The organism is Microcoleus sp. ARI1-B5 (assembly GCF_036705795.1).
Lineage (GTDB): Bacteria > Cyanobacteriota > Cyanobacteriia > Cyanobacteriales > Microcoleaceae > Microcoleus.
The window spans coordinates 205,570-231,825 of record NZ_JAUBVK010000002.1; the positions used below are offsets into that span (position 1 = coordinate 205,570).

The 26,256-nt window shown below is 45.4% G+C and carries 23 protein-coding genes; 13 read left to right on the forward strand and 10 right to left on the reverse strand.

Annotated elements, in window-relative coordinates; all coding sequences use genetic code 11:
- Nucleotides 1-24: 24 nt before the first annotated feature.
- The 4 genes from QUB63_RS03775 to QUB63_RS03790 all read right to left on the reverse strand — a co-directional run bounded on the left by QUB63_RS03775 (nucleotide 25) and on the right by QUB63_RS03790 (nucleotide 5,532).
- Nucleotides 25-1,122, reverse strand: a complete 1,098-nt coding sequence (locus QUB63_RS03775; protein ID WP_332943463.1) for a BMP family protein — start codon at nucleotides 1,120-1,122, stop codon at nucleotides 25-27.
- Nucleotides 1,123-1,572: 450 nt separating this feature from the next.
- Entirely contained in the window at nucleotides 1,573-3,747 is a 2,175-nt protein-coding gene (locus tag QUB63_RS03780; RefSeq protein ID WP_332943464.1) for a glutamine synthetase III family protein, read from the reverse strand.
- 606 nt (nucleotides 3,748-4,353) lie between these two features.
- A complete protein-coding gene (locus QUB63_RS03785; protein ID WP_332943465.1) occupies nucleotides 4,354-4,569 on the reverse strand; it encodes a hypothetical protein in 216 nt (71 codons plus the stop codon).
- A 351-nt stretch (nucleotides 4,570-4,920) separates the two neighbouring features.
- Complete coding sequence (locus QUB63_RS03790) at nucleotides 4,921-5,532, reverse strand: 2OG-Fe(II) oxygenase (RefSeq protein WP_332943467.1); 612 nt, start codon at nucleotides 5,530-5,532, stop codon at nucleotides 4,921-4,923.
- Between the two features lie 34 nt (nucleotides 5,533-5,566).
- Between QUB63_RS03790 and QUB63_RS03795 the strand changes: the two genes are divergently transcribed.
- From QUB63_RS03795 to QUB63_RS03825, 7 genes are all read left to right on the forward strand, one after another.
- The gene (locus tag QUB63_RS03795; RefSeq protein ID WP_332943468.1) at nucleotides 5,567-5,944 is read left to right on the forward strand and encodes a hypothetical protein; all 378 of its coding nucleotides are present in this window, start codon (nucleotides 5,567-5,569) and stop codon (nucleotides 5,942-5,944) included.
- Between the two features lie 175 nt (nucleotides 5,945-6,119).
- Nucleotides 6,120-6,479 carry a group I truncated hemoglobin gene (locus QUB63_RS03800; RefSeq protein ID WP_332943469.1) on the forward strand — a complete coding sequence of 120 codons (360 nt, stop codon included), beginning with the start codon at nucleotides 6,120-6,122 and terminating at the stop codon, nucleotides 6,477-6,479.
- Between the two features lie 439 nt (nucleotides 6,480-6,918).
- Entirely contained in the window at nucleotides 6,919-9,297 is a 2,379-nt protein-coding gene (locus QUB63_RS03805; RefSeq protein ID WP_332943470.1) for a glycoside hydrolase family 31 protein, read from the forward strand.
- 334 nt (nucleotides 9,298-9,631) lie between these two features.
- A complete protein-coding gene (locus tag QUB63_RS03810) occupies nucleotides 9,632-10,780 on the forward strand; it encodes an AAA family ATPase (RefSeq protein ID WP_332943471.1) in 1,149 nt (382 codons plus the stop codon).
- A complete protein-coding gene (locus tag QUB63_RS03815; protein ID WP_332943472.1) occupies nucleotides 10,777-11,388 on the forward strand; it encodes a hypothetical protein in 612 nt (203 codons plus the stop codon). The genes QUB63_RS03810 and QUB63_RS03815 overlap by 4 nt, the downstream gene beginning before the upstream one ends.
- A gap of 105 nt (nucleotides 11,389-11,493) precedes the next feature.
- Nucleotides 11,494-13,350: an ABC transporter ATP-binding protein gene (locus QUB63_RS03820; protein ID WP_332943473.1), complete on the forward strand. Its 1,857-nt coding sequence runs from the start codon at nucleotides 11,494-11,496 to the stop codon at nucleotides 13,348-13,350.
- 474 nt (nucleotides 13,351-13,824) lie between these two features.
- The gene (locus QUB63_RS03825; protein ID WP_332943474.1) at nucleotides 13,825-14,421 is read left to right on the forward strand and encodes a Uma2 family endonuclease; all 597 of its coding nucleotides are present in this window, start codon (nucleotides 13,825-13,827) and stop codon (nucleotides 14,419-14,421) included.
- 232 nt (nucleotides 14,422-14,653) lie between these two features.
- Here the strand turns inward: QUB63_RS03825 and QUB63_RS03830 are convergent, their stop codons facing one another.
- Entirely contained in the window at nucleotides 14,654-15,073 is a 420-nt protein-coding gene (locus QUB63_RS03830; RefSeq protein WP_332943475.1) for a hypothetical protein, read from the reverse strand.
- 293 nt (nucleotides 15,074-15,366) lie between these two features.
- Between QUB63_RS03830 and gnd the strand changes: the two genes are divergently transcribed.
- Nucleotides 15,367-16,821, forward strand: a complete 1,455-nt coding sequence (gene gnd / locus QUB63_RS03835) for a decarboxylating NADP(+)-dependent phosphogluconate dehydrogenase (protein ID WP_332943476.1) — start codon at nucleotides 15,367-15,369, stop codon at nucleotides 16,819-16,821.
- Between the two features lie 34 nt (nucleotides 16,822-16,855).
- On the opposite strand, the gene QUB63_RS03840 is transcribed toward gnd, so the two are convergent.
- A complete protein-coding gene (locus QUB63_RS03840; RefSeq protein WP_332943477.1) occupies nucleotides 16,856-17,110 on the reverse strand; it encodes a hypothetical protein in 255 nt (84 codons plus the stop codon).
- Nucleotides 17,111-17,519: 409 nt separating this feature from the next.
- Between QUB63_RS03840 and QUB63_RS03845 the strand changes: the two genes are divergently transcribed.
- From QUB63_RS03845 to arfB, 3 genes are all read left to right on the forward strand, one after another.
- On the forward strand, nucleotides 17,520-18,005 hold the full coding sequence (locus QUB63_RS03845; protein ID WP_332943479.1) for a restriction endonuclease: 486 nt from the start codon (nucleotides 17,520-17,522) through the stop codon (nucleotides 18,003-18,005).
- A 57-nt stretch (nucleotides 18,006-18,062) separates the two neighbouring features.
- Complete coding sequence (locus QUB63_RS03850) at nucleotides 18,063-18,548, forward strand: restriction endonuclease (RefSeq protein ID WP_332943480.1); 486 nt, start codon at nucleotides 18,063-18,065, stop codon at nucleotides 18,546-18,548.
- A gap of 192 nt (nucleotides 18,549-18,740) precedes the next feature.
- Entirely contained in the window at nucleotides 18,741-19,154 is a 414-nt protein-coding gene (gene arfB / locus QUB63_RS03855) for an alternative ribosome rescue aminoacyl-tRNA hydrolase ArfB (protein ID WP_332943482.1), read from the forward strand.
- Nucleotides 19,155-19,357: 203 nt separating this feature from the next.
- On the opposite strand, the gene QUB63_RS03860 is transcribed toward arfB, so the two are convergent.
- Nucleotides 19,358-20,566, reverse strand: a complete 1,209-nt coding sequence (locus QUB63_RS03860; RefSeq protein ID WP_332943483.1) for an RNA-guided endonuclease InsQ/TnpB family protein — start codon at nucleotides 20,564-20,566, stop codon at nucleotides 19,358-19,360.
- A gap of 384 nt (nucleotides 20,567-20,950) precedes the next feature.
- Entirely contained in the window at nucleotides 20,951-21,223 is a 273-nt protein-coding gene (locus tag QUB63_RS03865; protein ID WP_293176870.1) for a helix-turn-helix domain-containing protein, read from the reverse strand.
- Nucleotides 21,224-21,580: 357 nt separating this feature from the next.
- Between QUB63_RS03865 and QUB63_RS03870 the strand changes: the two genes are divergently transcribed.
- Together QUB63_RS03870 and QUB63_RS03875 are read left to right on the forward strand one after the other, a co-directional pair.
- On the forward strand, nucleotides 21,581-22,579 hold the full coding sequence (locus tag QUB63_RS03870; RefSeq protein ID WP_332943484.1) for a hypothetical protein: 999 nt from the start codon (nucleotides 21,581-21,583) through the stop codon (nucleotides 22,577-22,579).
- Nucleotides 22,521-22,748 carry a hypothetical protein gene (locus QUB63_RS03875; protein ID WP_332943485.1) on the forward strand — a complete coding sequence of 76 codons (228 nt, stop codon included), beginning with the start codon at nucleotides 22,521-22,523 and terminating at the stop codon, nucleotides 22,746-22,748. Before QUB63_RS03870 ends, QUB63_RS03875 begins: the two co-directional genes overlap by 59 nt.
- A 128-nt stretch (nucleotides 22,749-22,876) precedes the next feature.
- Here the strand turns inward: QUB63_RS03875 and QUB63_RS03880 are convergent, their stop codons facing one another.
- Together QUB63_RS03880 and QUB63_RS03885 are read right to left on the reverse strand one after the other, a co-directional pair.
- Nucleotides 22,877-24,862 carry an RNA-binding domain-containing protein gene (locus QUB63_RS03880; protein WP_332943486.1) on the reverse strand — a complete coding sequence of 662 codons (1,986 nt, stop codon included), beginning with the start codon at nucleotides 24,860-24,862 and terminating at the stop codon, nucleotides 22,877-22,879.
- Nucleotides 24,863-24,867: 5 nt separating this feature from the next.
- Nucleotides 24,868-26,136 carry a hypothetical protein gene (locus QUB63_RS03885; protein WP_332943487.1) on the reverse strand — a complete coding sequence of 423 codons (1,269 nt, stop codon included), beginning with the start codon at nucleotides 26,134-26,136 and terminating at the stop codon, nucleotides 24,868-24,870.
- Between the last annotated feature and the right edge of the window lie 120 nt (nucleotides 26,137-26,256).

Consider the following 26,256-nt stretch of genomic DNA (forward strand, 5'->3'; position numbering starts at 1 on the left):
TTGGTAAATCAATTCATGGGCGCACTAAGGAGAAACATCTATTTTGCCAGTCGTCACAGCTTCTCGGATAATCTTGAAAGTATCCTCTTCCTGAGACGTGAGAGTGCCACGGAAAGGGGCAAAGTCGTAGATCTTTTCCTTCAGCCCAAACTTGTAAAGTTTACCTTCCCAGCGACCTTGCTGGGTTAACACGGCCGCATTTAGCACCAGATTGGGAATGTCCTGCAGAACGCTAGTTAGGACTTTGCGGGGAGCCAGTTCGTACTGATCCTTTGCCCAACCAATCACAAAGACTCCTGGCTTTTGCGTAACGGCTTTTAGGGCGGCTAATCCTGCCTCATCCGCGTTGAATGCCAAAACATCTACTCCAGAGGCAACCATATCCATTGCGACTTTGGTGGCTTTGTCCGTATCACTCCAAGTGTTGAGAAAAGCAGTCGAGGCTTGGACAGAGGGATTCGTTGCCTTCACTCCCCGCCTAAACAAAGCTTCTTCTTCTTTATAAACCGGATAAGCTGCACCCACAAGATAGCCAACTTTATTGCTTTTGGTCTTCATGGCAGCCAAAGTGCCTGTGAGGTACCCCACCTCACCCGATCGAAAGGCAACAGCCCCCAAATTTCTGTTATTCCCTGGATGCGTTGTAATCAGGGCAAATTTCGTTCGCGGAAATTCTTTAGCGACCTTTTCGGCAGCTTTGGCATAGGCACCACTGGCTGCAATTACCAGGTCATAGCCTGACTGGGCATATTTGCGAATGGCAGCTTCACTATGTTCACCGTCAATACTGCCAGTAAAGTCTACCTGAGCATTAAATTTATTTTTGATGAGATTCAATCCTTCAAAGCAAGCTTGATCCCAACTGTTGTTATCTTTAGGTCCTGTCGTGAGCAACGCCACTCTAAAGGTGCTAGAGGTACTTGCTTCAGGGGAAGAGTTTACGTTCGGAGTCGATCGACTGCAAGCGATCGCAAAAAATAGAGCTAGAGCCGCCAGAGTCATTTGTTTGAAAAGAGATTGAATTTGCATAATAGCTTTTCGCAGCAATATTACTTTTTCTACGCCGATAAACTTGTTGAGGGGTATCTCAACAATCTTCACGACTCTTACTCTAGCTGGCATTTAATGACTCTGACCGAAAGCATCCAGGATACAAGCCCCCGGATTCATCCGTCGGGTCAATGCTTCAATTCTTTAATCTTTAATCTTTAATCTTTAATCTTTAATCGCTTGACCGAAAGCATCCAGGATACAAGCCCCCGGATTCATCCGTCGGGTCAATGCTTCAATTCTTTAATCTTTAATCTCAAATCTCAAATCTCAAATCGCTTGACCGAAAGCATCCAGGATACAAGCCCCCGGATTCATCCGTGGAGAAATAAAAAACCTGTATCCGATAAACAAGCTCCCGAATTTACCCGTGGGGTCAATGCTTCAATTCTTTAATCTAAAATCTAAAATCTAAAATCGATTGGCAGATTCAGCGTAACACTCATTTAACCTCACAAATAAGTAAGGACACGGCAGTGCCGTGTCCCTACAAATATCACCGGAAATTAACCAGGTTTGCGATTACTTAACAAACAGCATTTCTTGATAAGTAGGCAGCGGCCACAAATCATCAGCCACTTCAGCTTCCAAAGCATCAGCATACTGGCGAACCTCATCCATCAAAGGACGAATTGTTTGCGAAGCATACTGCATATGCTCTTCTGTCGAAGCAAAATCGTGCTTGCTCAAAGCATCACTCAACTTGCTCGCAGTATCCATCATCGACTTAACCAGCGCCGCGACTTTTTGAGCAGTTGCCTTTTCTAATTCAATGCCAATCTCTTTCAAGCCAGCAATTGTGTTAGAAAGATCCGACAAATATCTCACCGCTGCGGGATAAATCATTGTTTTGGCAATGCTTCCTACCAGTTTTGCTTCGACTTCAATAGCCAGCAAATACTGCTCTGCATACACATCATAACGGCTTTCCAATTCAACCGGAGTCAGAACACCTGTCTTTTCAAACAAGTCCTCAATGTATTCTGCCTTCAACACGGGCAAAGCATCTGCCGTAGTCCGCAAGTTAGCTAAACCCCGTTCCTCAACGGCCATTTTGTGCCATTCTTCAGAATAGCCGTTGCCGCCAAAGACCACAGCGCCGTGCTCGTCCATCACTTCTTTCAAGAGTGTTTGGATGGCAGAATTCAGTTCAGTTCCCTTGGCTAAATCGCTTTCTAATTTGTTAGCAACCCAGTCCAAAGAATCTGCGAGAATTGTATTCATTGCCACCAGCGGGCCGGAAACAGATTGACCGGAACCTACGGCACGGAATTCAAAGCGGTTTCCTGTAAAGGCAAAGGGCGAAGTCCGGTTTCTGTCGCCGGCATCTTTTACGAAAACAGGCAGTGTTTCTACGCCTAAATTCATGATTCCCCGACCTTGAGAGCCCTTAACTCCTCCCTGGCGAATTTGCTCGAAGATATCTTCTAATTGCGAACCCAAATAGACAGAGATAATGGCTGGCGGAGCTTCATTTGCACCCAAGCGGTGGTCGTTGCTGGCAGTTGCAACTACGGCACGCAACAAGGGGCCGTATTTGTGAACGCCGCGAATTACAGCGCCGCAGAAAACTAGGAACTGTATGTTGGAGTGCGGTGTATCGCCGGGGTCTAATAAGTTGCCTTGGGTGGCGTTACCGACTGACCAGTTGACGTGTTTGCCGGAACCGTTGATTCCTGCAAAGGGCTTCTCGTGCAGCAAGCACATAAAACCGTGTTTCTTCGCAGTGTTGCGGAGAATTGTCATGGTTAATTGTTGGTGGTCGCTGGCGACGTTTGCTGCTTCAAAAACTGGTGCAATTTCAAACTGACCTGGTGCTACTTCGTTGTGGCGGGTTTTGGCGGGAATGCCCAGGCGGTACATTCTTTCTTCTACTTCCTGCATGAAGACTTGAACGCGCTCTGGAATTGCTCCAAAATAGTGGTCGTCAAATTGCTGACCTTTGGCGGGAGGTTTGCCGAACAGGGTGCGACCTGCTAATAACAAATCGGGGCGGCTGTTGGCGAAGTTGGCATCTATTAGGAAGTATTCTTGCTCGGAACCGCAACTGGAATTTACGGGAGCTACTTCGGTATTTCCTAACAGCTTTAACACTCGGGTTGCTGCTTTGTTCATTGCGGCAATGGAACGTAAAAGCGGCGTTTTCTTGTCTAAGGCTTCACCTGTCCAGGAGATGAAAACAGTGGGAATGCACAAAGTCATGCCGTTGTCTGTTTCCATGACATAGGCGGGGCTGGTGACATCCCAGGCTGTGTATCCGCGAGCGGCTGCGGTGGAGCGAATGCCGCCGTTGGGGAACGAGGAACCGTCGGGTTCGCCTTGTACTAGAAGTTTACCTGCAAATTCTGAGATGACGGAGCCGTCGCTTTGGACTGAGATGAAACCGTCGTGTTTTTCGGCGGTGCTGTTGGTTAGCGGGTAAAATACGTGGGCGTAGTAGAGGGCTCCTTTGGAAATAGCCCAATCTTTCATTGCTACTGCAACTACATCGGCTACGGAAGGATCGAGGGTTTGCCCGGTTTGAATGGTGTTTTTTACTGATTTGAAAATGCTTTTGGGCAGGCTTTCTTGCATTTTGCTCAGACTGAAAACGTCTGTTGCCCACATCTCTTCTAACCGCTTGGGAGGTTTGGCGGGGGTCAGTTTGCGGTTGACGATTTGAGAAATTGCTTGAACGCGCGATTCGTTTCCACTCATGGTTATTTTTATTGGGATTGCGAGACGAGTATTTGTGAAAAAATAAAGGTTAGCAAAAGTATAACGCTTGACTAATCTGTTGGATTTACTCAACATTTTTAGTCAAAGCTCACTTTTTGGAGAATGCCTTTTTTGGCAGGCTCTAAAAGATTGGAGGAGCGAGGCTCAATCACTTCGCCGTCCATCTGGGTGACAATGAGCGTGTCAGATAGATGCGGTTGGATTTTGGTTATTAGCAAGAAAATAGATGACAGGAGCCTGTACTAAGTTGAGTCAACATCGTAGATAGATGTCGGCGCTGTACGGATTTAGTAGCTAATTTTCACCCTGGTAAGCTCAAAAATTTTGTGCGAGTCAATTCCGATGAATTCTGGTCAAAACTACTTATGGTTTTTAACGGTTCGACGATCGATAAATCGCAGTCCAGCAAACAACGCACTTGTTTAGGGTTTTGGAGAATTATGGAGAGTACACAATCTACACTTGGAAAGTGTAAACAATCATTAACCAAATAAATGTATCGCAGGCTACAGAATTTTATGTTTTTTGGGCGAAGGGTCGATCGCCCGATCGCACGTAACGGCAGGATGGAAGTTGTAGGGTGCGTCAGCAGCGCGTTATTTTATCCATAATTGACGGCTCTAAGCTGACGTACTCTACTAACGGGATACTCTCAATAGCTTCTTGGGAGTCTGATGTTTCCGATTCCAAGATCCGAGTTAGCATTTGGGCAGCCACAACGCTAATATCTTGTCCCTGTCGCGAGGCTTTTTCGCGAAGCAGTGCCTCTATTTCTGGACTGAGGGAAATCGCAATAGTCATAGACTTGCTTCCTTAGCATTAAGACTCGTGCAAGTAATTATAGCAAACTGGGAAAGTGAAACTAGGGGCGATCGCACATAAGGCAGTTCGGCAACGGATTCCGTAACGGATTTAACGGATGAAAGTTGTAAGGTGCGTCAGCATTGCGTTATTTTCTCAATAATTGACGGTTGACAACTGACGCACCATACTAGCTCATTTCATGTCCGTTGAATTGCGCGCGATCTAATTTTGTCGCGTGGTGGGGGCGGGTTTATAGATATTGTTGGTTTGAGTCAGAGATTGTTGCTGAAACCCGCCCCTACAAGTATTGCGGTTAATTTACCGGAGATATCAATTATCCAATAAACCTCACTTAGTTTTTGCTTTCGCAGCCCGAGACTCCACTGTGAATCCGGGAATATCTTGCAATTCTGTGGCGCTCAAACTGTACTGTTCGCAAACCAAACTCAAGCGAGTTCCGGTACTTTTAACAGCGCTGACAGAGTGAGTCAAATCTCCTTGAAAATAGATGAGTGAATTGACTTGCGGCTTAATCTGTCCGACTTGCTGTTTGTTGCGCCGCAGTATCAACTCTCCGCCTTGCAAATTTGGCGGCACTTGTACGTACAAAACGCTGACGGCTGCGGGAGGTTCAACCGTTTTGCAGTACGATCGCAAAGATCGATCGATATGCGGATCGACGCGGGAACCTTCGCCCAGCAGCAGGGGATTGAGGTAAAAAGCATTGCATTCCGGCTGTAATGCTCGGTCTAGATAGGGTTTGAACAACGGGAAGCGGCGCTCTACTTCGGCGATTTCCGCACGTTGAAACACCACGGAAAAGCCTTTTGTGCCAATGAAATCGCGGTTGAGGTTGTTGGTTGCAAAGTAAGGTGAGGCTAGAATTGCTCCTCGCAAGTCGTTGAGATAGTCGATCGAGAAAGCGTTAGGATGTTGGCTGTAGTATTTCAAGGCGCTCAAAAATCATCAAAGTTTAAGGAAACAGCGGATAGGAATGCAGCAATTGCTCAGACTTGGGAAAAGCTTGGTTCCTCGCCCAGGATATGCGGAAGTTTCGCAACCGAGTAGTAACGGCAGAATATTATTGTACAGGCGATCGGCGATCGTCGCTCGTGGTTGTGATTCGATTATATTGGCAATACCATTATACATGATGCAGATCGGCAGCCGATCGCCCATTTATTTTAACTTGTCCAATTGCAGGGGCGAGCCTAATTTCCGCGATCGCATCCGGCCTCTGTTTTATAACCGATTTCTTGAGTTTGCTAGCTGGAAAACCGATGGCTGTTGGCGCTGTGTAGGAAACATCTTGCTAAAACAAGCAATCCGTGCATTAGGTCAAAATGCTGGGAGGGCGATCGACAATATCTAACTGGCGATCGAACGTTAATAAAGTTTACAAATAGAGGCTGGTCTAAAAAATACCAGCAGTCGCAACAGTTACTAAATAATTATTTTAGATAAAATTAATATTTCACAGGGTGAAAAAGCAAAGCTGCCAGCTATAATTAAAGAGTAAGTGAAAAAAAACAACTCGCTGAAACGATATGGCAACAACATTGTACGAAAAAATGGGTGGAGAGTCAGCCATTAAAGAGATGGTGGATGATTTTTACCGCGATGTTTTGGCGGACGAGATAGTGAGCCACTTCTTCGAGCATACAGATATGGAAAAGCAGCGGCGCCATCAAACTGCTTTTATCTCTTATGCCCTCGGCGGCCCCAAGCAATATTCAGGCCGTTCAATGGAGAAGGCCCACACAGGTTTGAATTTACAGCCAGAACACTTTGATGCAATTGTGAAGCATTTGACCGATGCCATCATTGCCCACGGCGCCTCCCAAGAGGATCTCGATGAAGCGCTAGGTAAGATCGCGACTTTGAAAGAGGCTATTTTGTACAAGTAATATCTAGTGAAGACAAGAGGTTTTTTGCTGCCACTAGAATAGTGATAAAAGTGGAGATTTCGTAATTGTGAAGCGAAAGCTCCACTTCGTTTTTTGCCGGATATAATGAACCGCGAAGACGCGAAGGAAGAGAAGAGAATAGTTCACAAGTGAGGCGAAGATAGCTAAAGTTATTTAACCGCTACCCCGTAGCAGTTGTGGGAAGCAATCGCGAGCGATATTGTAGACTTTTTAAGTTATTTTCCACTTAATTTATGGATACCTGTTTCATTTTTTATAGTAGCTTATTCGGCTAGCCACGGTATTGCTAAAGTATATTTTACCGCATTTGTTCATTTACTTGAAATGCTGAGAACTTATATTCCTCCTTTAGCTAGATGACGGTAGTCAAGTGCAGCTTGCACTATCGGTTTACTAATTGCCAATTACCAAATCCTATATGCCGCAATACTTCGGAAAACTCCAAACTACTGAACAACCTTGGTCAACGATCGGCTCCGTAGAATCCATAAATAAAACCGATTCCCTACGGGATAGCTGCGCCGCGCGTACAATTCACTTCAACTGTGGCGGAACTTCCCTAAACATCAGCGTACTTGCGCCAAATTTAATCCGAGTGCGAATGTCCCCGACAGGTGAATTCAAAAGCCGATCGCACTCAATAACTGTCCCTGACGAAGAGTGGGAAATTACACCATTTGAAGTGCGAGAAACAGACGAAAAAATAGAAATTGAAACACCGCAAATAACAATTTCAGTCAAGCGATCTCGCACTTCCATCGAATGCTTTGACAAATCGGGAAAACCCTTTGCTAGCGACTGCGATCCTAGTATGGGATGGCGCGCAGGTGCAACCGCGGGCTGGAAGCGCATCGAAGCAGACGAACACTTCTACGGTTTCGGCGAACGCACCGGCTTTCTCGACAAACTCTCCGAAGTCAAGACAAACTGGACAACCGACTCCCTCGACTACAATTCCCTCACCGATGAAATGTACCAGGCGATCGCATTTTACATCGCCCTGAATCCCGATCGCGCTTACGGCATTTTCTTCAACACGACATTTTGGAGTCAATTCGATATCGGCGCGGAACAACCGGGGGTTTTGCGGATGGAAACCAGAGACCCGGAACTCGACTACTACATCATTTACGGCCCGGAACCCGCCCAAATTATCGCCACCTACACCCAGTTAACCGGCCGGATGCCGCTTCCCCCAAAATGGGCGCTGGGATACCACCAATGTCGCTGGAGCTACGAATCAGAGGACATTGTGCGGGAGTTGGCGAAGGAATTTCGCGATCGGGCGATTCCCTGCGATGTCATCCACCTCGACATCGACTATATGCGCGGCTACCGCGTTTTTACCTGGAGCCCGAAGCGTTTCCCCGATCCCGCGAAACTGATCGCAGACTTGAAAGCAGCGGGTTTTAAGGTTGTCACGATTGTCGATCCCGGTGTCAAGTACGAACCGGAAGCAGATTATGAAATATTCGATCGGGGTGTGGAGAATGACTATTTCGTCCGCACCGCAGAGGGAAAGCTATTCCACGGTTACGTTTGGCCGGACAAAGCGGTGTTTCCCGACTTCCTGCGGCCGGAGGTGCGCCAGTGGTGGGGCGAATTGCACCAAACCCTGACAGATGTTGGGATTGCGGGGATTTGGAACGACATGAACGAACCTGCGATCGCAGAACGGCCTTTTGGTGACGGCGGCGAACACATCAGCTTTCCCCTGGATGCACCGCAAGGCCCGGAATCCGATCGCGCTACCCACGCGGAAACGCACAATTTGTATGGGTTGATGATGGCGAAAGCTTGTGCTGAGGGCTTGCAAAAATTGCGATCGGGCGATCGATCTTTTGTGCTGACGCGATCGGGTTTTGCGGGCGTTCAGCGTTACTCCTCGGTGTGGATGGGCGACAATCAATCGCAGTGGGAACACTTAGAAATGTCGCTACCAATGCTTTGCAACATGGGGCTTTCCGGCGTGGCCTTTGTCGGTTGCGACATCGGCGGTTTTGCGGGGAATGCAACCGCTGAACTGTTCGCGCGGTGGATGCAGGTGGGGATGCTGTATCCCTTGATGCGCGGTCATTCGGCGATGAGTACGGCGCAGCACGAACCGTGGGTTTTTGGCGATCGTACTGAGAAGATTTGCCGCGAATACATCAATTTGCGCTATCAGTTGTTGCCTTACATTTACACGTTGTTTTGGGAAGCTGCGACGACGGGAACGCCGATTTTGCGACCGCTACTGTATCACTTTCCGCGCGATCGGGCAACTTATCACCTTTACGATCAAGTATTGCTGGGCCCGTCGCTGATGGCTGCACCTGTTTACCGCCCGGGAGTTGAACACCGCGCCGTGTATTTGCCGGAGGGGACTTGGTTTGATTGGTGGACGGGCGAATGCTATCAGGGCCCGAGGCACATTTTAACTTATGCACCTTTGGAGAGAATGCCGCTTTACGTGCGGGGTGGGGGCATAATTGCGTTAGCGAAGCCCTCGAAGAGGATCGCGCCTGTGAGGCAATTTGTCAGCGAAGAACCGCTTGATTCATTGAAAATGCGAATTTGGCCCGGAAGCGGTGAATGGACGCTTTATGAGGATGACGGACACAGTTTTGAACACGAACAAGGTGTCTGGGCAACGACTAATTACAAAGTGTATTTGGAAGAGGAAAAAATCATCGTTGAAATTGCCGCGCGGGAGGGGGAATTTGCGATTTGCGATCGCGAAGTTATTGTGGAAGTTGTTGGCGTTGGCGAACAGCGATTTACGGATGACGGCAAGTTCCGCCGCCTGACATTTTGATAGTTGGGGCATAAAGCGGTTTATAAATCTCGCTGTCAACTGTCAACTGTCAACTGTCAACTGTTTATGCTATGGTGGGATTCATTCAGGACGATCGCTCGATCTGGCAGAGTTTGAGATGGAAAGGGCGATCGTCTGTGATTCATGTGTAGCTACATAAAATTCATTTCTAGGGTAGCAAAGATGTTAACGGGTTAGAGAAATCCCAAAAAATCTCCAAAAAATTCGGCAAAGGAGTGGGATAAATTGTAAAGTAAAGGTTTTCAGGATATTGTTTCCCCTGAAGAGCGAAACACTTTTAAAGTCTTACAAGAACAATGGAAATTTGATCGGTATGATTATCTCCCATATAGCTCTGAAAAATTGGCGCAATTTTCAGTCAGTGAATGTTGATTTGCGCGATCGCGTTTTTGTGGTAGGCCCTAATGCTTGTGGTAAGTCAAACTTTCTCGATTCATTGCGCTTTTTGCGGGATCTGGCTAAAGCAGGAGGCGGATTGCAGAAAGCCGTGAGCGATCGAGGCGGCGTATCAAAAATTCGCAGTCTTTATGCGCGCCGTTATCCAGATGTAGAAATAGAAATTCAGCTTTCAGACTCTAATAATGAAAGTCCCTCATGGAAATATGCCATTGGAATTAAACATAAAAAAGGCGGCAAAAATGAGCCTATTGTTGCCTACGAACGAGTTTGGAAAGGCGATGAGCAAATTGTCAATCGCCCTACTGAAGAAGATGACAAAGATGAGCTACGTCTCACCCAGACTTATTTAGAGCAAATTAATGCCAATGCAGAATTCCGAGAAATTTCTAAATTTTTAGAATCGATTTTATATTTACATTTAATTCCTCAGTTAGTTCGCCATCCCGAAGCTTTTGCTACCCCTGGACTTTCCGAAGATCCTTTTGGCAGAACTTTTTTAGAGCGAGTTGTTAAAACTTCCGAAAAAACTCGAAGATCGCGATTAAAAAAAATTGAAGATGCTTTAAAGCTGGCTGTCCCACAATTGAAAAACCTCACAGATACCAAAGATGTGATGGGAGTTCCGCATTTGGAAGCTGTTTACGAACATTGGCGACCCGGAGCGGGAAAACAACGGGAAGACCAATTTTCTGACGGAACGTTACGGTTAATTGGTTTGCTCTGGTCGCTGTTAGAAAGCGAGTCATTATTGTTACTAGAAGAACCAGAACTTTCCTTAAATTCAGCGATTGTTAGCCATCTCCCCTCTCTGATTTATCGCCTTCAGCGTCCGAGAAAGCGACAGGTTATTCTCAGTACCCATAGTGCTGATTTGCTCTCAGACAAAGGCATTGGTGGCGAAGAGGTGCTGCTAATGACACCGACTCCTGAAGGAACTCAGGTAAAACTTGCTTCAAGTAATGAACAAATCAAAATGCTATTAGAAGGAAATTTAAGCATAGCCGATGCGGCACTTCCTCTCACAGCGCCACCCGCGATTGAAAAACTGAGTTTATTCAAATGACGGATATTCCCATCAATTTAGTGTTTGAGGATGTGCTGAGTGAAGCAGTTCTTAAACAAATGCTCAAACAGTCTCAACGTCCATTTTCAGTGGGACAGTGCTTGAATCAGAGAGGATATGGCAAAATTAAAAAGATTATTTCGGGATTAAATTATGCGGCCAAGGGAATGCCATACTTAGTATTAACGGATTTGGATAACGCAGAATGTCCCCTAGTAATTATTTCGGAGTGGTTAACTCAACCAAAACATCCTAATCTGCTGTTTCGGATTGCTGTTAAAGAAGTGGAAGCGTGGTTACTTGCACATCGATCGGCATTTGCCGAATTTCTGGGTATTTCAGTAGACTTGATTCCTGGCGACGCGGATCGAATTCCTGACCCCAAGCAGCTTTTAATCAATCTGGCTAAAAAGTCAAAGAAGCGAAATCTGCGGGATGCGATCGTCCCCGATCCTAATAGTACGGCAAAAATTGGTAAAGACTACAATGGTCAACTGATCCAGTTTGTCAATCAAAGTTGGCAGGTTGCGTCAGCACAGACTAATTCCCCCAGTTTGGAACGAGCTATGGATGCACTCATAAATTTTCAACCAACCTGGGAAAATTGAGGAGAAAGACCAATACTGCGCCCTGTCTATGCTTGGCAAACAGTTAATAAATACTGTTACAATATACCGTCCGGGATGAGTAGACCACACACCTACCCACAAACTATGCAACCCATCCAAATTACCACATTTCAAGCCTTGCGGCGCAGCCTGGGCCTGATCGTCAAAGCCGCACCAATAGAACTCCGCAACTTAATAATACTCAACATCATCCGCGGTGCAGCCCCATCTGGCGTGCTATTTTTAGATAAATTAATTATTGATGAAGTATCTCGGTTGCTGTCGCGAACCCAAACAGCACAGCCCTTAGCTTTGATGCTTTCTCAGCCAATCTTGCTGTGGAGTATTGTCGGAGTCTTAACTCTCAAATTAGTCGGCGACTCCCTCGAAACCATGAGCTCATTTGCAGCGACATCTTTGCGCGATCGCGTTCAAGGCGCAGTCGAAGGAAAAGTCCTCGAAAAAGTCGCCAATTTCGACGATATCGCCCTGTTTGAAAACCCCGAACTATTAAATATTGTAGAACTAGCGAAAACCGGAGTCTCCAAAATACAGCAACTAGCATTTACCCTCAGCATGACAATCACCGGAATTTTTATTTTGATTCCATCTATCAGCCTTGCTGCTGCCATAGCTTGGTGGGTTCCTCTGCTGATGTTGATTTCATCATCTCCCTCAATTTACATCCAAAGAAAGTATAGCAGAATCATTTGGAGAGTTCAAAAAAAGCAAGCTAAAATCAGTCGCGAAATGAACTTATCCGCTAGAGTATTGACGGGCGAAGAATATGCTAAAGAATTGCGTTTGTTTGGCTTGCAGGAACTTTGGCTAAAACGCTGGCAGGGTCAGTTTTTGCAGTTTTTTAGCGAAATGCAGCGCATCCGAAAAAAAGGAGCGCTTGTTGTACTATTGTGGTCAATATTTAGTAGAATAGGAGTAGCCTTGCCATTTGTTTATGTGGTAATGGGAGCTTTGGGAGGGCGCTATACTTTGGGGGATTTGGCGCTTTATTCGGGTTTGATTGTCCAAGTAGAGAACAGTTTGCAATTATTGATTGGGAATTACACTAATTTGTACGATATCTCCCTCGGCGTTAGTCCGATTTTTCAACTGTTGGAACTCAACCCAGAATTGCAGTCTCCGCTTGGAGATGTGGCGTCTCGTTTACCAGATGGCAGGCAAGATGCCCGCCCCACAAAAGATAAAATTGGCATCGAGATTAAGCATTTATCTTTTTGCTATCCCGGTAGCAATAAAAGCACGGTTGAAGATATCAATTTAACCATTAATCCGGGTGAAATGCTAGTGCTTGTTGGTGAAAATGGCGCGGGTAAAACAACTCTTGGCAAACTACTCGGTCGCCTGTACGACCCGACAAGTGGTACGATCGCCTGGAACGGCAAAGATTTGCGATCGTACTCTCTAGCATACGTGCGATCGCGCATCGCCGTCGTTATGCAAGATTACGCCCGTTTCCCCTCGACAGTCCGCGAAAACGTCGGTTTCGGCGACTTGCTTTCACTGTCGGATGACACCGCAATTAACGAAGCTATTTCCGAAGCAGGAATTGCAGCTAAAGTCAATACTTTAGAGCAAGGTTTAGAAACACCCTTGGGGAAACAATTAGAAGACGGCATAGACTTATCGGGGGGACAGTGGCAAAGAATTGCGATCGCCCGCGCCTTAATGCGGCTTTCTACAGCCGAAGTGCTCATTTTTGACGAACCAACCGCCGCCCTAGACCCCAAGACAGAACACGAAATTTACAGCATCTTCCGCCAAATAGCCGCCGGGAAAACCACGATTGTCATCAGCCACAGGTTGGGATTGGCCAAAATTGCCGATCGTATCGCCGTCATGGAAAACGGTAAAATAGCAGAAATAGGAACTCACGACGAATTGATCGCATCAAACGGAATTTATTGTGCGATGTTCACCCGTCAAGCCAGTAGTTACATTTAGAGTTCAACAAACAGTCCGCCAGGGGTTAAAACCCCTGTCTCATAGCGAAAGTCGGTTGAAACCGACTGGGGAGATATTGCAATGCTTCTTCAAAAATGTGTCTTTCAGTCCTCTTTGAGAGGACTTTTGCTATGAGACGGGGGTTTTCAACCCCCGGCGGACTTGTGGGTTAGCGTGGGGAATTTGGCGCGGGTGATTGTGATAAATTATCGCGGATTTGCGATCTAATTTCTCTCGCTGCGTGGCAAGAAACCTGGTTTCTGCGACAATTTTCGACCTCGCACGAGAAATATCCGAAGAAACCCGGTTTCTGGGATTAGCTGCGTGGCGAGAAACCTGGTTTCTGCGACAATTTTCAGTTTAGTACGAGAAATATCGGAAGAAACCCGGTTTCTGAGCGTGCGATCTTTTTGAGAAAATTGTCAGAAAGTGCGAGCTATAATAAAATCAACCTAGTTGGCGATAATATCAACGATGGAAACTATAACTCTCAACCTACCTGCCGCCGTCGCTTTAACCGACGAACAATTTTATCAATTATCCATCGCTAATGAAGAGTGGCGATTAGAACAAACCCCCGAAGGAGAACTAATTATTATGCCTCCAACAGGCGGCGAAAGCGGCATCAGAAATTCCGATCTCAACCTGCGAGTCGGCTTGTGGAATGAACGGACTCAATTAGGAAAAGTCTTTGACTCTTCCACCGTCTTTCAATTACCCAACGGTGCGAAGCGTTCCCCTGATGCTGCTTGGGTACTCCGAGAACGCTGGGAAGCACTATCCGCAGAAGATAAGCGCAAGTTTCCTCCACTGTGCCCGGACTTTATAATTGAATTGCGTTCCCAAACTGATTCGTTAGAAACATTGCGGGCTAAAATGCGGTATTATCGAACTAACGGCTGTCGCTTAGGTTGGCTAATTGACCCGCAAACCCCTTTAGTAGAAATCTATCGGTTGTCTGAAGATGTAGCAGAAGTTATTAATTTCTCTTTTGACCAACCGCCAACACTTTCCGGTGAAGATGTACTTCCCGGATTTCTTCTAGATCTTACACGTGTTCTCAATCCTTGAATTTCAATCCATTTTCTTTAGTTGAGTAGCGAGAAACCGGGTTTCTGCGACAATTTTGGTGTGAGGACGAAAAATGTAGGAAGAAACCCGGTTTCTGGGATTAGTGCGAGCTAATTTGATTCCCTGCGTGGCGAGAAACCGGGTTTCTATGAAGATTTTCGGCCCAGTACGAGAGATACAGGAAGAAACCCGGTTTCTGAGATTATTGTGCCTCCGAAAAGTCGATCGCAAATTATCTCCCCGTCAGCGTATCCGCATAAGGATCGGGCAAAGCTTGCTGCACTTCAAGCGACAAAGAATCTCCAGTCAACGCTTGGCTAATCAAATTTTTTTTTACCCCATCCCCCCGGCGATCGCGCTCTTGCAACTTCAGCAATTCCTCTTGATAAACAGCAACAATTCGCCCTAAACTCAGCACCAAATCATCCCAATTATCATCTCCCACCAACTTCTCAGAAATGCCCTCAAATAACTCTCCCGCTTGCCTTTTTTGAACATAAGCTTTCAAAAGCTTTCCCGACTTTTGCAAAACCGCCTGATAAATATCCCCATCAGACCACCACAGCCCCTGTTGACTCAGCAGCCAAGTCAAAATATACTCGCGAGCGTGTTGCTCCTTCACCCAGGCCGCGAGATACTGCAAATCTTCCATAATGACAACAGTCTCCTAAATTTTCCTTAAAATGTCCGCTTGTTTGTATCTACCGTTACTGCGATCGACATAATACTTGCCTTATCATCTCCTGCCCGCGTCATTAATACCCCTTAAATCTTAAAAAAACCCTACTGATTTACCAAACAGCAATTCAGAGAATATAAAAATAAACCTAAACCTCCTAGGTCTATTGTCCAATACTTTTAGTCCACCGGAAAGCGGTACACCCCGCCTCGCTTTCCTCTTTCCCAAATCAATCCTCAAGCGGGAACAACCAGCGGGTTATTAGCATGACAAAGCAAAATTTTGGTTTAATCGGTCTAGCAGTGATGGGCGAAAACCTAGCCCTCAACGTCGAAAGCAGAGGCTTCTCAGTAGCCGTGTACAACCGCACAGCAGCCAAAACCGACGACTTCATGGCAAAACGCGCCCCCGGCAAAAACATTGTCGCCGCCAAGACTCTCACAGAATTCGTCGATGCCCTAGAAACCCCGCGCCGCATCTTAGTCATGGTGCAAGCTGGCAAACCAGTAGATGCAGTCATCGAGCAGCTCAAACCCATGCTGTCACCGGGCGACATGATTATTGACGGCGGCAACTCGCTTTACGACGACACCGAACGCCGCACCAAAGATTTAGAAGCAGCCGGATTGGGATTTGTCGGCATGGGCATCAGCGGCGGCGAAGAAGGCGCCCTCAACGGTGCTAGCCTCATGCCCGGTGGCACCCACGCTGCATACGGCATCCTAGAGCCAATTCTCACCAAAATTGCGGCTCAAGTAGATGACGGCCCCTGCGTCACATTCATCGGCCCAGGTGGCGCCGGTCACTACGTGAAGATGGTTCACAACGGCATTGAGTACGGGGATATGCAGCTCATTGCGGAAGCCTACGATTTGCTCAAAAACGTGGCGGGACTCAGCGGCCAGGAGTTGCAGGAAGTGTTTGCCGAATGGAATACTACCGACGAACTCAACTCGTTTTTGATTGAAATTACGGCTAACATTTTCAAGTACATTGACCCGGAAACTAAGCAACCCTTAGTTGAGGTAATTATGGACGCCGCCGGTCAAAAAGGCACCGGCCGCTGGACTGTAATGAGTGCTTTGGAATTGGGCGTGAGCATTCCCACAATTATCGCTGCTGTGAATGCCAGAATCATGTCTTCTTACAAGGAAGAGCGCGTCAAAGCTTCGCAACAACTGACGGGGCCTAGCACCAAGTACGAAGGCGATCCTAAAGAGTTTGTGAACAAAGTTCGGGATGCGCTTTACTGCTCGAAGATTTGCTCCTACGCGCAAGGCATGGCGCTGTTGAGCGCGGCCTCGAAGTCGTACAACTATGACTTGAGTTTGAGCGAAATTTCCAGAATTTGGAAGGGCGGCTGTATTATTCGGGCTGGATTTTTGGACAAGATTAAAAAAGCTTTCAAGGACGATCCCGCGCTGCCGAATTTGTTATTAGCACCGGAGTTCAAACAGAGCATTCTCGATCGCCAATCAGCTTGGCGGGAAGTGTTATCTACTGCTAGCCTGCTGGGTATCGCAGTACCGGCCTTCAGCGCGTCGCTGGACTATTTCGACAGCTACCGGCGCGAAAGATTGCCGCAAAACCTGACGCAAGCTCAGCGCGATTATTTCGGGGCTCACACCTACGAGCGCACCGACAAACCCCGCGGCGAATTCTTCCACTCAGAGTGGACGCAGGCTGCTAAAGAGTCGCTGCAAACCGGTACTACCGACTAATTAATTTTTGTAGGGTGCGTTTCGGCGCACCTTACTAATTTATCTGGGGTTGTAAATTGTTTTGACGTTTGTTTTTGAGATAGGTTTTAATATATTCGTCGTTAAAGAGCGATCGGGCGATCGTGAGTGCTTCTTGTCTTTCTTCGTCTGTCATGTAATCGTCGCCTTTTAAACCTGATGGCGGGTGTCGAGGATCGCCGCCAGCATCGAGGAATCGCTGACGTGCGATCGCCATTAATTCTCCTAATCTGCGGTCTTGTTCTCGAATGATATCATGCGGTTTCGTCATAGTCTTCAAGCTCGTCTATACGAACAACCTCGCCACTTTGTAGTATAGCAGCTCTTGGTAAAACTCGACTAGGGGTTTCGATGTACCAAAAGCCCTTTTCTTCATCATATATTCTCCAGATTAGCAAGTCGAGAGTTTCCAAGGCATTGATAATTAAGTATTGAACTCCTGATGATGGCATAGGTCGATCGAGTTTAGTTGAGCCTGTTGGCTATTGTATCACCCATTGCTGACAGGATTTTCAGTTATCATTGATTGTATCCCTCCACCTATTATCAATTCTCAAAAAATCAGGGTTTCCGTAGATGATCAGTAATTAAGATCACAATGTGCTTGTGATATGGGTAGATAACTATACTGAATAAATCTGGTACGCTCGTAAATACTTCTTTAAACTAAATATAATTTTATGTTGGATTTTATATTAGATTTTATATTAGTAGCCGCTCTCGTTATCACTGCGGTAAGTATGATTGTGGAATGGGTAGATACATGGAAAGAAGAAGAGTCAAGAAAATGTTTATCAGACAGTGGTATTCTGGAAGTGGATGAAATGACTGGAAAAGAGTTTGAAAGATTTCTAGCTGTCCATTTTAGAAACTGTGGTTATATTGTTAATTTAACTCGAGATAGTCAAGATTATGGAGCTGATTTAATTTTGTACAAAGATGGCTTAAAAACGGTGGTTCAAGCAAAAAGAAGCAAAAACCCAGTTGGGATTAAAGCAGTTCAAGAAGTAGCAGGAGCCGTCAGACATTACAAAGGAAATAAAGGCAGAGTAATCACTAACAACAGATTTACAGCAAACGCTTACAAACTTGCTCAATCTAACGACGTAGAGTTATGGGATAGAAAAAGACTCATCGAATTCATCCTGACAGCTAATCATTATTAACTATACTGAGCAAATCTGGTACAATCCTAACTACTCCTTTAAAATAAATGTAATTTTATGAAGTCTTTTATAGTAAGAGCCGCTGCCGTTATCGGTGATATTGCGGTATCGGTATTTGATACATTGAAAGAAGAAGAATCAAGAAAACGTTTATTAGACAGTGGTATTATGGAAGTGGATGAAATGACTGGAAAAGAGTTTGAAAGATTTCTAGCTGTCCATTTTAGAAACAGTGGTTATATTGTTAATTTAACTCAAGACAGTCAAGATTATGGAGCTGATTTAATTTTGGACAAAGATGGCTCAAAAACGGTGGTTCAAGCAAAAAGAAGCAAAAACCCAGTTGGGATTAAAGCAGTTCAAGAAGTAGCAGGAGCCGTCAGACATTACAAAGGAAATAAAGGCAGAGTAATCACTAACAACAGATTTACAGAAAACGCTTGCAAACTTGCTCAATCTAACGACGTAGAGTTATGGGATAGAAAAAAACTAATCGAATTCATCCTGAAAGCTAAGAATTCAGGACTTACGCACTCCGACTAAAGAAACCGGGTTTTTTACGCCCGTGTGCGGGCTGCAACGCGTCTTTTGGTAAAAAACCCGGTTTCACCAGCCCCCATGCGTCAGTCCTAGACTAAGCTAAGTTATAGACATCTCCTAAAAATCAGGTTTTGAACAGGTAGGATGCCTGTTCCACAAGAATTATGGGAGATGTCTTATATATAAAAATCGATCGTGCTACAAATTTCTAACACAGTGTTCATTGACGATCGCGAAATCGAGATTAGCGCCATTCGCTCTCAAGGCGCGGGCGGGCAAAATGTCAATAAGGTAGCAACCGCTATTCACCTGCGCTTTGACATCGGCGCTTCTTCATTGCCCGATCGCTACAAGCAGCGTTTGTTGCAAATCAACGACCAGCGCATCACCTCCGAAGGTGTGATTGTCATCAAAGCGCAGGAACACCGCAGCCAGGAACAAAACCGGGAGGAGGCTTTGAGACGGCTGCAAGAACTGATTAAAAGTGCGATCGTCATACCGAAAAGGCGCAAACCCACCAAAGCAACTCGCAGTTCCCAGCGCCAGCGTCTCGACAGCAAAACCAAGCGGGGCCAGATAAAGGCTCTGAGAGGGAAAATCACGGATTGAGTGATGACTCGGGCCGGTACGTAGTTGCGCTTCAGCGCTCTTTATTATATGGAAAGAGCGCTGAAGCGCAACTACGTACCTTATGTTGTGCCAGTTACGATCGACCTTTTGGACTTTTTATGTGTCAGGATTTCGTGGCCCTAAGTCATTCGGTAAATCGTTAAGCGTTTTTCCGAGAGCTTTGCAAAGAGCTTTCATGTAAACTACCCGCCACCAACCGCTAAGAGCGGTATGGTGGGGGCTTTCAATAGCCCTGAGACATCACTGCTCAAACAACAGCAAAGCCCCGAACCTTTAGGCTGGTTTACAACAGCCCCAAGAGCCGAAATATTTTTCGCCCCGTTATAGTCAGCATCACCAACATAGCCACAGTGTCCACAAGCAAACTTCTTGCCTTTCCGATAAGATTCACCTCGAACAGGGTGGATATGGTTGCAATTGTGGCAAGTTTGCGACGTGTGTCTCGGGTCGACCAACAAGATTTTTACGCCATATTTTATCGCTTTGTAGATCAAAAATTGCCGTAACTGGAAAAACGCCCAACTATTGCTAAGTCTCCGCTCTTTTTTGCTGCGCTTAAGGCTATTAGTTCGTTCTCTGATTCCGGTCAAGTCTTCCAACGCAATAGCTTGGCTACTCGATTTAGCTCTAGATATCAATCGGTGGCTGATGGTGTGATTTACCAATTCTTGGAAGCGTTTTTCCTTGCCCGACAACCGTTTCAACAATGCCCGACATCTGCGTCGAGTACTGCGTGTGCCTCTCGTAGCTTTTTGTTGGAGATCCGCTCTAAGTTTGGCGTAATGATTCCTAATTCTAGTAATTTCTTTGCCGCTAAATTTACCCCCTTCAGAGGTAACAACAATGTCAGTTCGACCCAAATCACACCCCAAAACCTTGTCGGTTTCGATTGGTTCTGGGGGGACAGATTCAAGCTGAATATTCAGATAGTAAGTACCATCTTTGCGTTTTACCAGCGTGGCTGTTTTAGGAACTTGTCCTTTCAACAATCCAAGCTGATAGTTGCCGATAGCCAGCTTAAACCGCTCTCTACCGTCAATAGTGGTCAAGCTTACAGTCCAATCTTTCTCCCTAAAAGAGAAAGTACGGGGGTCGTAAGTGGCACTGGTTGGGGCAAAGTTTTTAACTGGCTTGCCATCTTTTTTAGCCGTCTTCCTATTACCAGAAACTCGTCTAATTGCATGAATAGCCAACTGAGCAGACAAGCCGAATCTAGCTCTGACATCGTGATAAACCAAGGACTGCATCGCCAACTCGTTTGTCAAAGTTGGAGGGACAGTCTGGTTCACGTATTCGCAAGCAGCAGCAAACGCCAAGAGCGTAGAATCGATTTTTGTCGATTGCTCTGGTGCTACTTCGAGCTTGCAAGATACTGTCAGGACTTGTTTCATGATTCCATTATATCTCAATACGTGAAATTTTGGCAATAACAAGGGATTTGTTCGCCTCCTCATGCACCGCCTCTCGTGTCGAGAGCTGCGAAGAGTCGAATTGGTCGGCGGTGCAATCGTCTTCTCACGCGAATTCCTCCCACCGCTCACCTGGGTACAGGTAGAGCGGGGGACTCCTTCTGTTCGAGTTGAATAACCGCCTTACTTGTGCTGTCTATCAATTGTGCTGGCATACAAGAGCCTATTTTCGGGGTGTGAGTGCATACCTCAAGCCCCTTTCTCTGAACTCCGAGGAGGTGATGCGATGTAAAAGGTCGATCGACCCACAGCACAACCCAACTCAAAATTGTACCAAAGATCCCGACCAAAACATCGCTCTGTTGGTTAGCTGTCCCTCGGCGGCACATAATCATCAACAAGTCCTGACACATCTAGCCCGATCGAGTGACAGAACTGTTTCAAGCTAATATTTAGGGCTGTACAGATGGCTATTGCAGTATCAACTCTGGGTTTTTGTTTTCTTTTTTCTATGGAATACAAAGTATCTTCAGAGACTTTCCCCGTCAGTTGCAGGCTAAGCTCACGGCGACTAAAGCCCCTGTATTCTCTAATTTCCGCAAGGCTCATTTCGTATAAATCCCGTACTTCTTGATTCATTATGCAGGATATTTCGTAGTTTACCCTTGACAAAAGCAGGAAGCCTGACTAAACTACGATTAGTGGACATAGCAAAGCGGCCTAGCAAGCCTCCTTTCGTCAAAATGCAGGTTTGAAGAACCGCCTTATTTGTAGTGTCTATCAATTATGCACCTGCATACCCTTAGTATTTTCGGGGTTTGAGTGCATACCTCAAGCCCCTTTCTCTGAACTCCGAGGAGGTGATGCGATGTAAAAGGTCGATCGACCCACAGCACAACCCAACTCAAAATTGTACCAAAGATACCGACCAAAACTTCAACTTTGCGATCGCCCAACTTCCGTGCTATCGTTCCCTTTCTCGAACCATTCCAGATCATGACCACATCTACCGACAACTTCTACCTAGGCGATGTCGCCTCCAACTTTCACTTTGCAGGCCCGCTGCTAGACTTTGAAGAAGAAATCCAGAATCAATCGCCCTTTCACGATTTAGACTACCTCACAGGCGAAATTAAAAGGGGATTCCTCGACTACGTGCGGCAAGGGATCATGCTGGACGCGATCCGAAAACTGCGATTGTACAAACACAAGTTCAAAACCTTTAAAAGTTACTGCGAACAAGCATTAGGCAGGCAGTATTTTTACTGCACCCAAATTATCAAATCTGCTGCTATTTGCCTGCGCTTAATTAAAGCCGGATTTGAGATTTTGCCGAGCTGCGTCGCTCAAGTTGTCCCTTTGTTCAAACACGCAGTCACCGACCAATACGGCGACTGTGCTTTGCAGGAAAAGTGGCAAGAAGTTGTGGATGTCATCCCCAAAGAAAGGATTACAGCAATAACTATTGCCGAAACAGTTGACAACAACCCCAACCTCAGGTTAAAACAAATTCGGATCAAAACCGACACCTACGCTCTTTTAACGAAAAAAGCAGCCGCTGCGGGAATGTCAATTTCGGAATTTTTGGGCAGGCTGGTTGACGAATACAACCCCAGAAATTTAGAGCAACCCGCAGAGCACACTCCCGAACAGGAGGAGATTTTAGACCAGTTAGACGCCCAGTTTAAGAAGCCGGCAGCCGAACCGACTTCTACGGCAGCTAAAGACAAAGTTAAATCTAAAGGTTTTGGAGTAAAAATTGAGGCAAAAGGTGGTACAAGGGAGGTGAAGGCGAAAAGTTCGGAAGGTAAGGTTAAGGCTAAAAGTGCAGAAAGTGAAATTAAGTTGAAAACTAAGCAAACTGAAATCCCCGCAACAAAACTGTCTAATTCATTTAACGAGAAAAATCATGAAGTCATCTGCCCAAAATCCAATCATGCGTCAACTGAAACTGATGGAAGCTCAATTGAGCGAGATTCAGTGCCAACTGATTAAAGCCACTGTGTTGAATTGGTGGCAAATAGTTTTGCCTGACGGACAGAAGATTGCGATCGAGCACGCGGGCGGCGGACACTGGATTTTTCGGGCTAACGGGCTGGAAAAATCGCATCCTGAAGTGCGGAAAGCTGTGTTAATGGCGATCGCCGAAGGTTGTCGCCGATAAGCTACGCTAAGGACACGGCGCGGTGCCGTGTCCCTACTGGGTGATGGGATTTGGTGTGATTTGGGGATGTTGGGGCGATCGAGATTAGTTGCGATTGCGATCGAAGTGTCCCAACTGTGGGGCAAAGTTTAAAGTTCCGGCGTTGTGGGCGGATGGCTGGTGTCAACGATGTTTTCTGGGGTTTGGGAAGATGGCGGAGTATCAGAAATCTTGCTGATTCCTGGAGACAATAAGGTTCTGTATGCTTGCTGAGGATGAGTTGGTTCGTCAGGATATTTGAGTTCTAGTAATTTTTCTGACAACATTGGATTAATAAAATGAGTCCTAATTGTTTCAGAACTGCGATTCAATAGTTCAGCTAATCTTTTGACAGTTAAATATCTTTCCGAGCAAAGTTTCAGAATAGTATTTCTCATCAACTCAGGACTTACCCGTTGCTTTTCTCGAATAGGAGCAGCTATTTCTAGTAAAAATAAGTTTTCATCATTATGCACAGAGTTAGGCTCGTTATGCACGGAGCTTGATTCATTATGCACGGAGTTAGGAGCGTTACGCACGGAGCTAGGCTCATTATGCACGGAGCTAGGCTCGTTATGTTCGGAGCTTGGAAGCAGTGAAAGCAAATCCGATTGACCTTTATTTGGTAGAGCGTACTGGGTTCCACGCCCACGTCCTGATTGCGCCAACCAGCCGTTATTGACCAAGTGCTTTAGGCACTCTCCTATGTCTCTAGGATGTTCCTGTCTGTAACACTGAATGTCACTATTACTAATTTCTCCAAACTGATGCGCTAGTACCAAAATAATCCGATCTAATTCTGTTAGTTGACAGTAGTTATCTCCCACTATTTCTTTTAGTTCTTGCTCCACGTCTTCGGGAATTAAACTAAGCATTGGTAGGGCAACTGATGTCATTTCTAAATCAAATTTTTCTGAGACGAGTGGCCTAAACCATTGTTGTTCTTTCCAGGCTCGTAGAATCTTTCTAAAACCAGAGCCGGCTTTTTCACCTAAACCAAGCATTTGAAACATCGTTTGCAGTTTAGGATTGCGCGGATCGCTGATACCCCCATCATAAAGTTGCAAAAGAGAAATCCTTAATCGACCTGGATTATTGAATAAAAAACCATTAGGAAACTTAGTTACTATAACAGGACGAGAAGATAAGTGATCCGCATGAATTAAAGCATTTACCAGAGCCTCTCTAACAGCTTCATGGACATGAGTTTCTCCTCGTCTCACGGCATCTTTATCTAGTTTAAAGGGAATATCTAAATCATTAACTAAACGACTATAGACGCGATAATAAAAATTGAAAAGATTAGGCTCCCACTTGCCATCAAGTGTCAGCCGATATGTCCAGCGAACTTCTGGATCGTTAGACAGTCGTTCTTGATAGTCTAGTTGATAGCGGGGAAGTGCATCTAAAATACTATTTCCTCTCCCAAACATCAGTAAACCAGCTATAGTTAACCCTTCTTTATCAGTATTTCTATCGCGCCTCCATCCCCCTAACTGAATCAATAAATTGCGATCGTCGAATCCGAGCCAAGGATGATCTGGTTCTCTGGAACTAAACCGTTGGCGAAAAGATTTTAAAGTTTCTGAATCGAGGTCGCCAAGGTCAAATTTATCTAAAATTTGGATATCTTGAGGATCGTTGCTGGCATCGCGCAACATTTGACGAACTTCATCATCAGTGCAAGGATAATCCCCGTCATGGTTACGTTTATAGGTTCCCATCATGGGATTTTTATTAAGATAAACTGGGCGTTGGGTTCTTGTTGCTCTGGGGACTTTAATAATAACTAAATTACGATCTTCTATCTTCAAAGTTTGTACGTCAGAATTGCCGCAAATTGAGAAACTCAGTTTTTGCAGATTATTATGATTATTCCAAAACTCTTTAAGTAAAACGTTAGGATTGCGGACACCTGAAATCTCGAACCTATTTCGATTTTCCGTGACACCTAGAACAATATAGCCGCCATCTGTATTGGCAAATGCTGATACAGTTTTCCAAACTTCATTGGGGAAACCACCGTCAGCAGACTTAAATTCAATGTCTTGGTCTTCTCCAAGGTTTATGCGATCGAGTAATGTTTCTAAATCCATTACCTTTATACCCTCCGAAATGTCAAAATCTCTGTGATGTCAGTCAGCATAATTCGATTAGCTTTAGCTTGATTATTCATTCTAGCCATCTGTGGGGTTTGATTTTGCTGAATTCTTCGACTTGAATAAGCTTTATCGTAAAGCGTATAGCCAGCAGATTCCCACAATGCTCGAATTATATCTGTAACCATCACAATTAATTCTTTTGCTACATCTCGATAGTTGGAAGATATAACGGTGCAAAGGGTTCCTGAACGTTGCGCGACAGCGCAATTTTTGGCTATCGCCCCCATTGCTACCTGCCAATCTTCTAAAGCCATGTTAGCTAAATCTTCAGGCTTGTTAGAATACTGTTGGGCAACCATCCCATAATAAGGAATGTCCATAACAATGTAATCAGGATTTTCAACCGGGAAGCTTTTTGTCAAATCATGTTGAGTAATTAAATCTTTGTACTTCCCGCGTGGAGTCAGATCAAACATTTTTAATTTAAAATCATAAACGTGCTGACCCATCCATTCTTGACGAGCTTCATACACTCGCAAAACCTGACCAGATCCTGCCATCGGTGAAATTACTAAATTCCCTGGCTTGACGTAGTACCAGAAGCAGTTAGCATAAATTTCTCCAGGAATGTAACCTCTGTATTCCCCCAATTTTTCATCGATCCGACCATATTGAACCGTGCTAAAGTTCCAGTTGTCAGAAGGCTTGATAATAGGGCTAAATAGTGGTTCGCTATCTTTTTTATGCTCATTCCGAATAGCCCGTACTATTCCGGTTGTGGATAAGGCTGTCTGCCTTTTAATGGCTGCTTCAGTCCTCAGATCAGTTATAACAGCCTCAAATACTTTTTGTGGAGTGCTTGCAAGTTCCTGGAATTTTGACAACTCATTTTTTGTGAAACTAAGGTTCGATTGGATGCTTTTATAATTTTCCGAATCAAAATCGACCTTACCTAAGTTTTGATTCGTGTTTTTTATATCTTCTTTTCTGCTTTCAGTTTTTTGGTTTAATATTTTTCCCAATTGGCGTTCAATCCGAATCCGTAATTCAGTAGCATCAAGCTGGACTTCCTTACTTAATCGGAATTTTTTAGATAGAGCTTCCAGCGCATTTACTTTTTGCCAAACCTCCTGGATTTCTTCTAGAGTTTTAGCTTGCTTAACTAATTCTGTTGCCGCTGTCAAAAACTGGACAACAACCGTTTCTTGATTGCCACTAACAATAGTGGGGATAATAGCAAATTGGTCGTCAGAGAAATGATTTTTCATTGATTGATTTCCTCCTGACTACCGAGAACAATAGTTAGGACGACAGAAGATGAAGCCAGGAACTCTGGCTGTTGATTTTGTATCTCTTGCATGGGCTATATTTTATCGCCGAATAGTTTT

Excerpts from the sequence above, each read along its gene's own strand:
- QUB63_RS03775 (WP_332943463.1), bottom strand. The coding sequence starts at position 1,122 with ATGCCAGCTAGAGTAAGAGTCGTGAAGATTGTTGAGATACCCCTCAAC.
- QUB63_RS03780 (WP_332943464.1), bottom strand. The coding sequence starts at position 3,747 with ATGAGTGGAAACGAATCGCGCGTTCAAGCAATTTCTCAAATCGTCAAC.
- QUB63_RS03785 (WP_332943465.1), bottom strand. The coding sequence starts at position 4,569 with ATGACTATTGCGATTTCCCTCAGTCCAGAAATAGAGGCACTGCTTCGC.
- QUB63_RS03795 (WP_332943468.1), top strand. The coding sequence starts at position 5,567 with ATGCAGCAATTGCTCAGACTTGGGAAAAGCTTGGTTCCTCGCCCAGGA.
- QUB63_RS03800 (WP_332943469.1), top strand. The coding sequence starts at position 6,120 with ATGGCAACAACATTGTACGAAAAAATGGGTGGAGAGTCAGCCATTAAA.
- QUB63_RS03805 (WP_332943470.1), top strand. The coding sequence starts at position 6,919 with ATGCCGCAATACTTCGGAAAACTCCAAACTACTGAACAACCTTGGTCA.
- QUB63_RS03810 (WP_332943471.1), top strand. The coding sequence starts at position 9,632 with ATGATTATCTCCCATATAGCTCTGAAAAATTGGCGCAATTTTCAGTCA.
- QUB63_RS03815 (WP_332943472.1), top strand. The coding sequence starts at position 10,777 with ATGACGGATATTCCCATCAATTTAGTGTTTGAGGATGTGCTGAGTGAA.
- QUB63_RS03820 (WP_332943473.1), top strand. The coding sequence starts at position 11,494 with ATGCAACCCATCCAAATTACCACATTTCAAGCCTTGCGGCGCAGCCTG.
- QUB63_RS03825 (WP_332943474.1), top strand. The coding sequence starts at position 13,825 with ATGGAAACTATAACTCTCAACCTACCTGCCGCCGTCGCTTTAACCGAC.
- QUB63_RS03830 (WP_332943475.1), bottom strand. The coding sequence starts at position 15,073 with ATGGAAGATTTGCAGTATCTCGCGGCCTGGGTGAAGGAGCAACACGCT.
- gnd (WP_332943476.1), top strand. The coding sequence starts at position 15,367 with ATGACAAAGCAAAATTTTGGTTTAATCGGTCTAGCAGTGATGGGCGAA.
- QUB63_RS03840 (WP_332943477.1), bottom strand. The coding sequence starts at position 17,110 with ATGACGAAACCGCATGATATCATTCGAGAACAAGACCGCAGATTAGGA.
- QUB63_RS03845 (WP_332943479.1), top strand. The coding sequence starts at position 17,520 with ATGTTGGATTTTATATTAGATTTTATATTAGTAGCCGCTCTCGTTATC.
- QUB63_RS03850 (WP_332943480.1), top strand. The coding sequence starts at position 18,063 with ATGAAGTCTTTTATAGTAAGAGCCGCTGCCGTTATCGGTGATATTGCG.
- QUB63_RS03860 (WP_332943483.1), bottom strand. The coding sequence starts at position 20,566 with ATGAAACAAGTCCTGACAGTATCTTGCAAGCTCGAAGTAGCACCAGAG.
- QUB63_RS03865 (WP_293176870.1), bottom strand. The coding sequence starts at position 21,223 with ATGAATCAAGAAGTACGGGATTTATACGAAATGAGCCTTGCGGAAATT.
- QUB63_RS03870 (WP_332943484.1), top strand. The coding sequence starts at position 21,581 with ATGACCACATCTACCGACAACTTCTACCTAGGCGATGTCGCCTCCAAC.
- QUB63_RS03875 (WP_332943485.1), top strand. The coding sequence starts at position 22,521 with ATGCGTCAACTGAAACTGATGGAAGCTCAATTGAGCGAGATTCAGTGC.
- QUB63_RS03880 (WP_332943486.1), bottom strand. The coding sequence starts at position 24,862 with ATGGATTTAGAAACATTACTCGATCGCATAAACCTTGGAGAAGACCAA.
- QUB63_RS03885 (WP_332943487.1), bottom strand. The coding sequence starts at position 26,136 with ATGAAAAATCATTTCTCTGACGACCAATTTGCTATTATCCCCACTATT.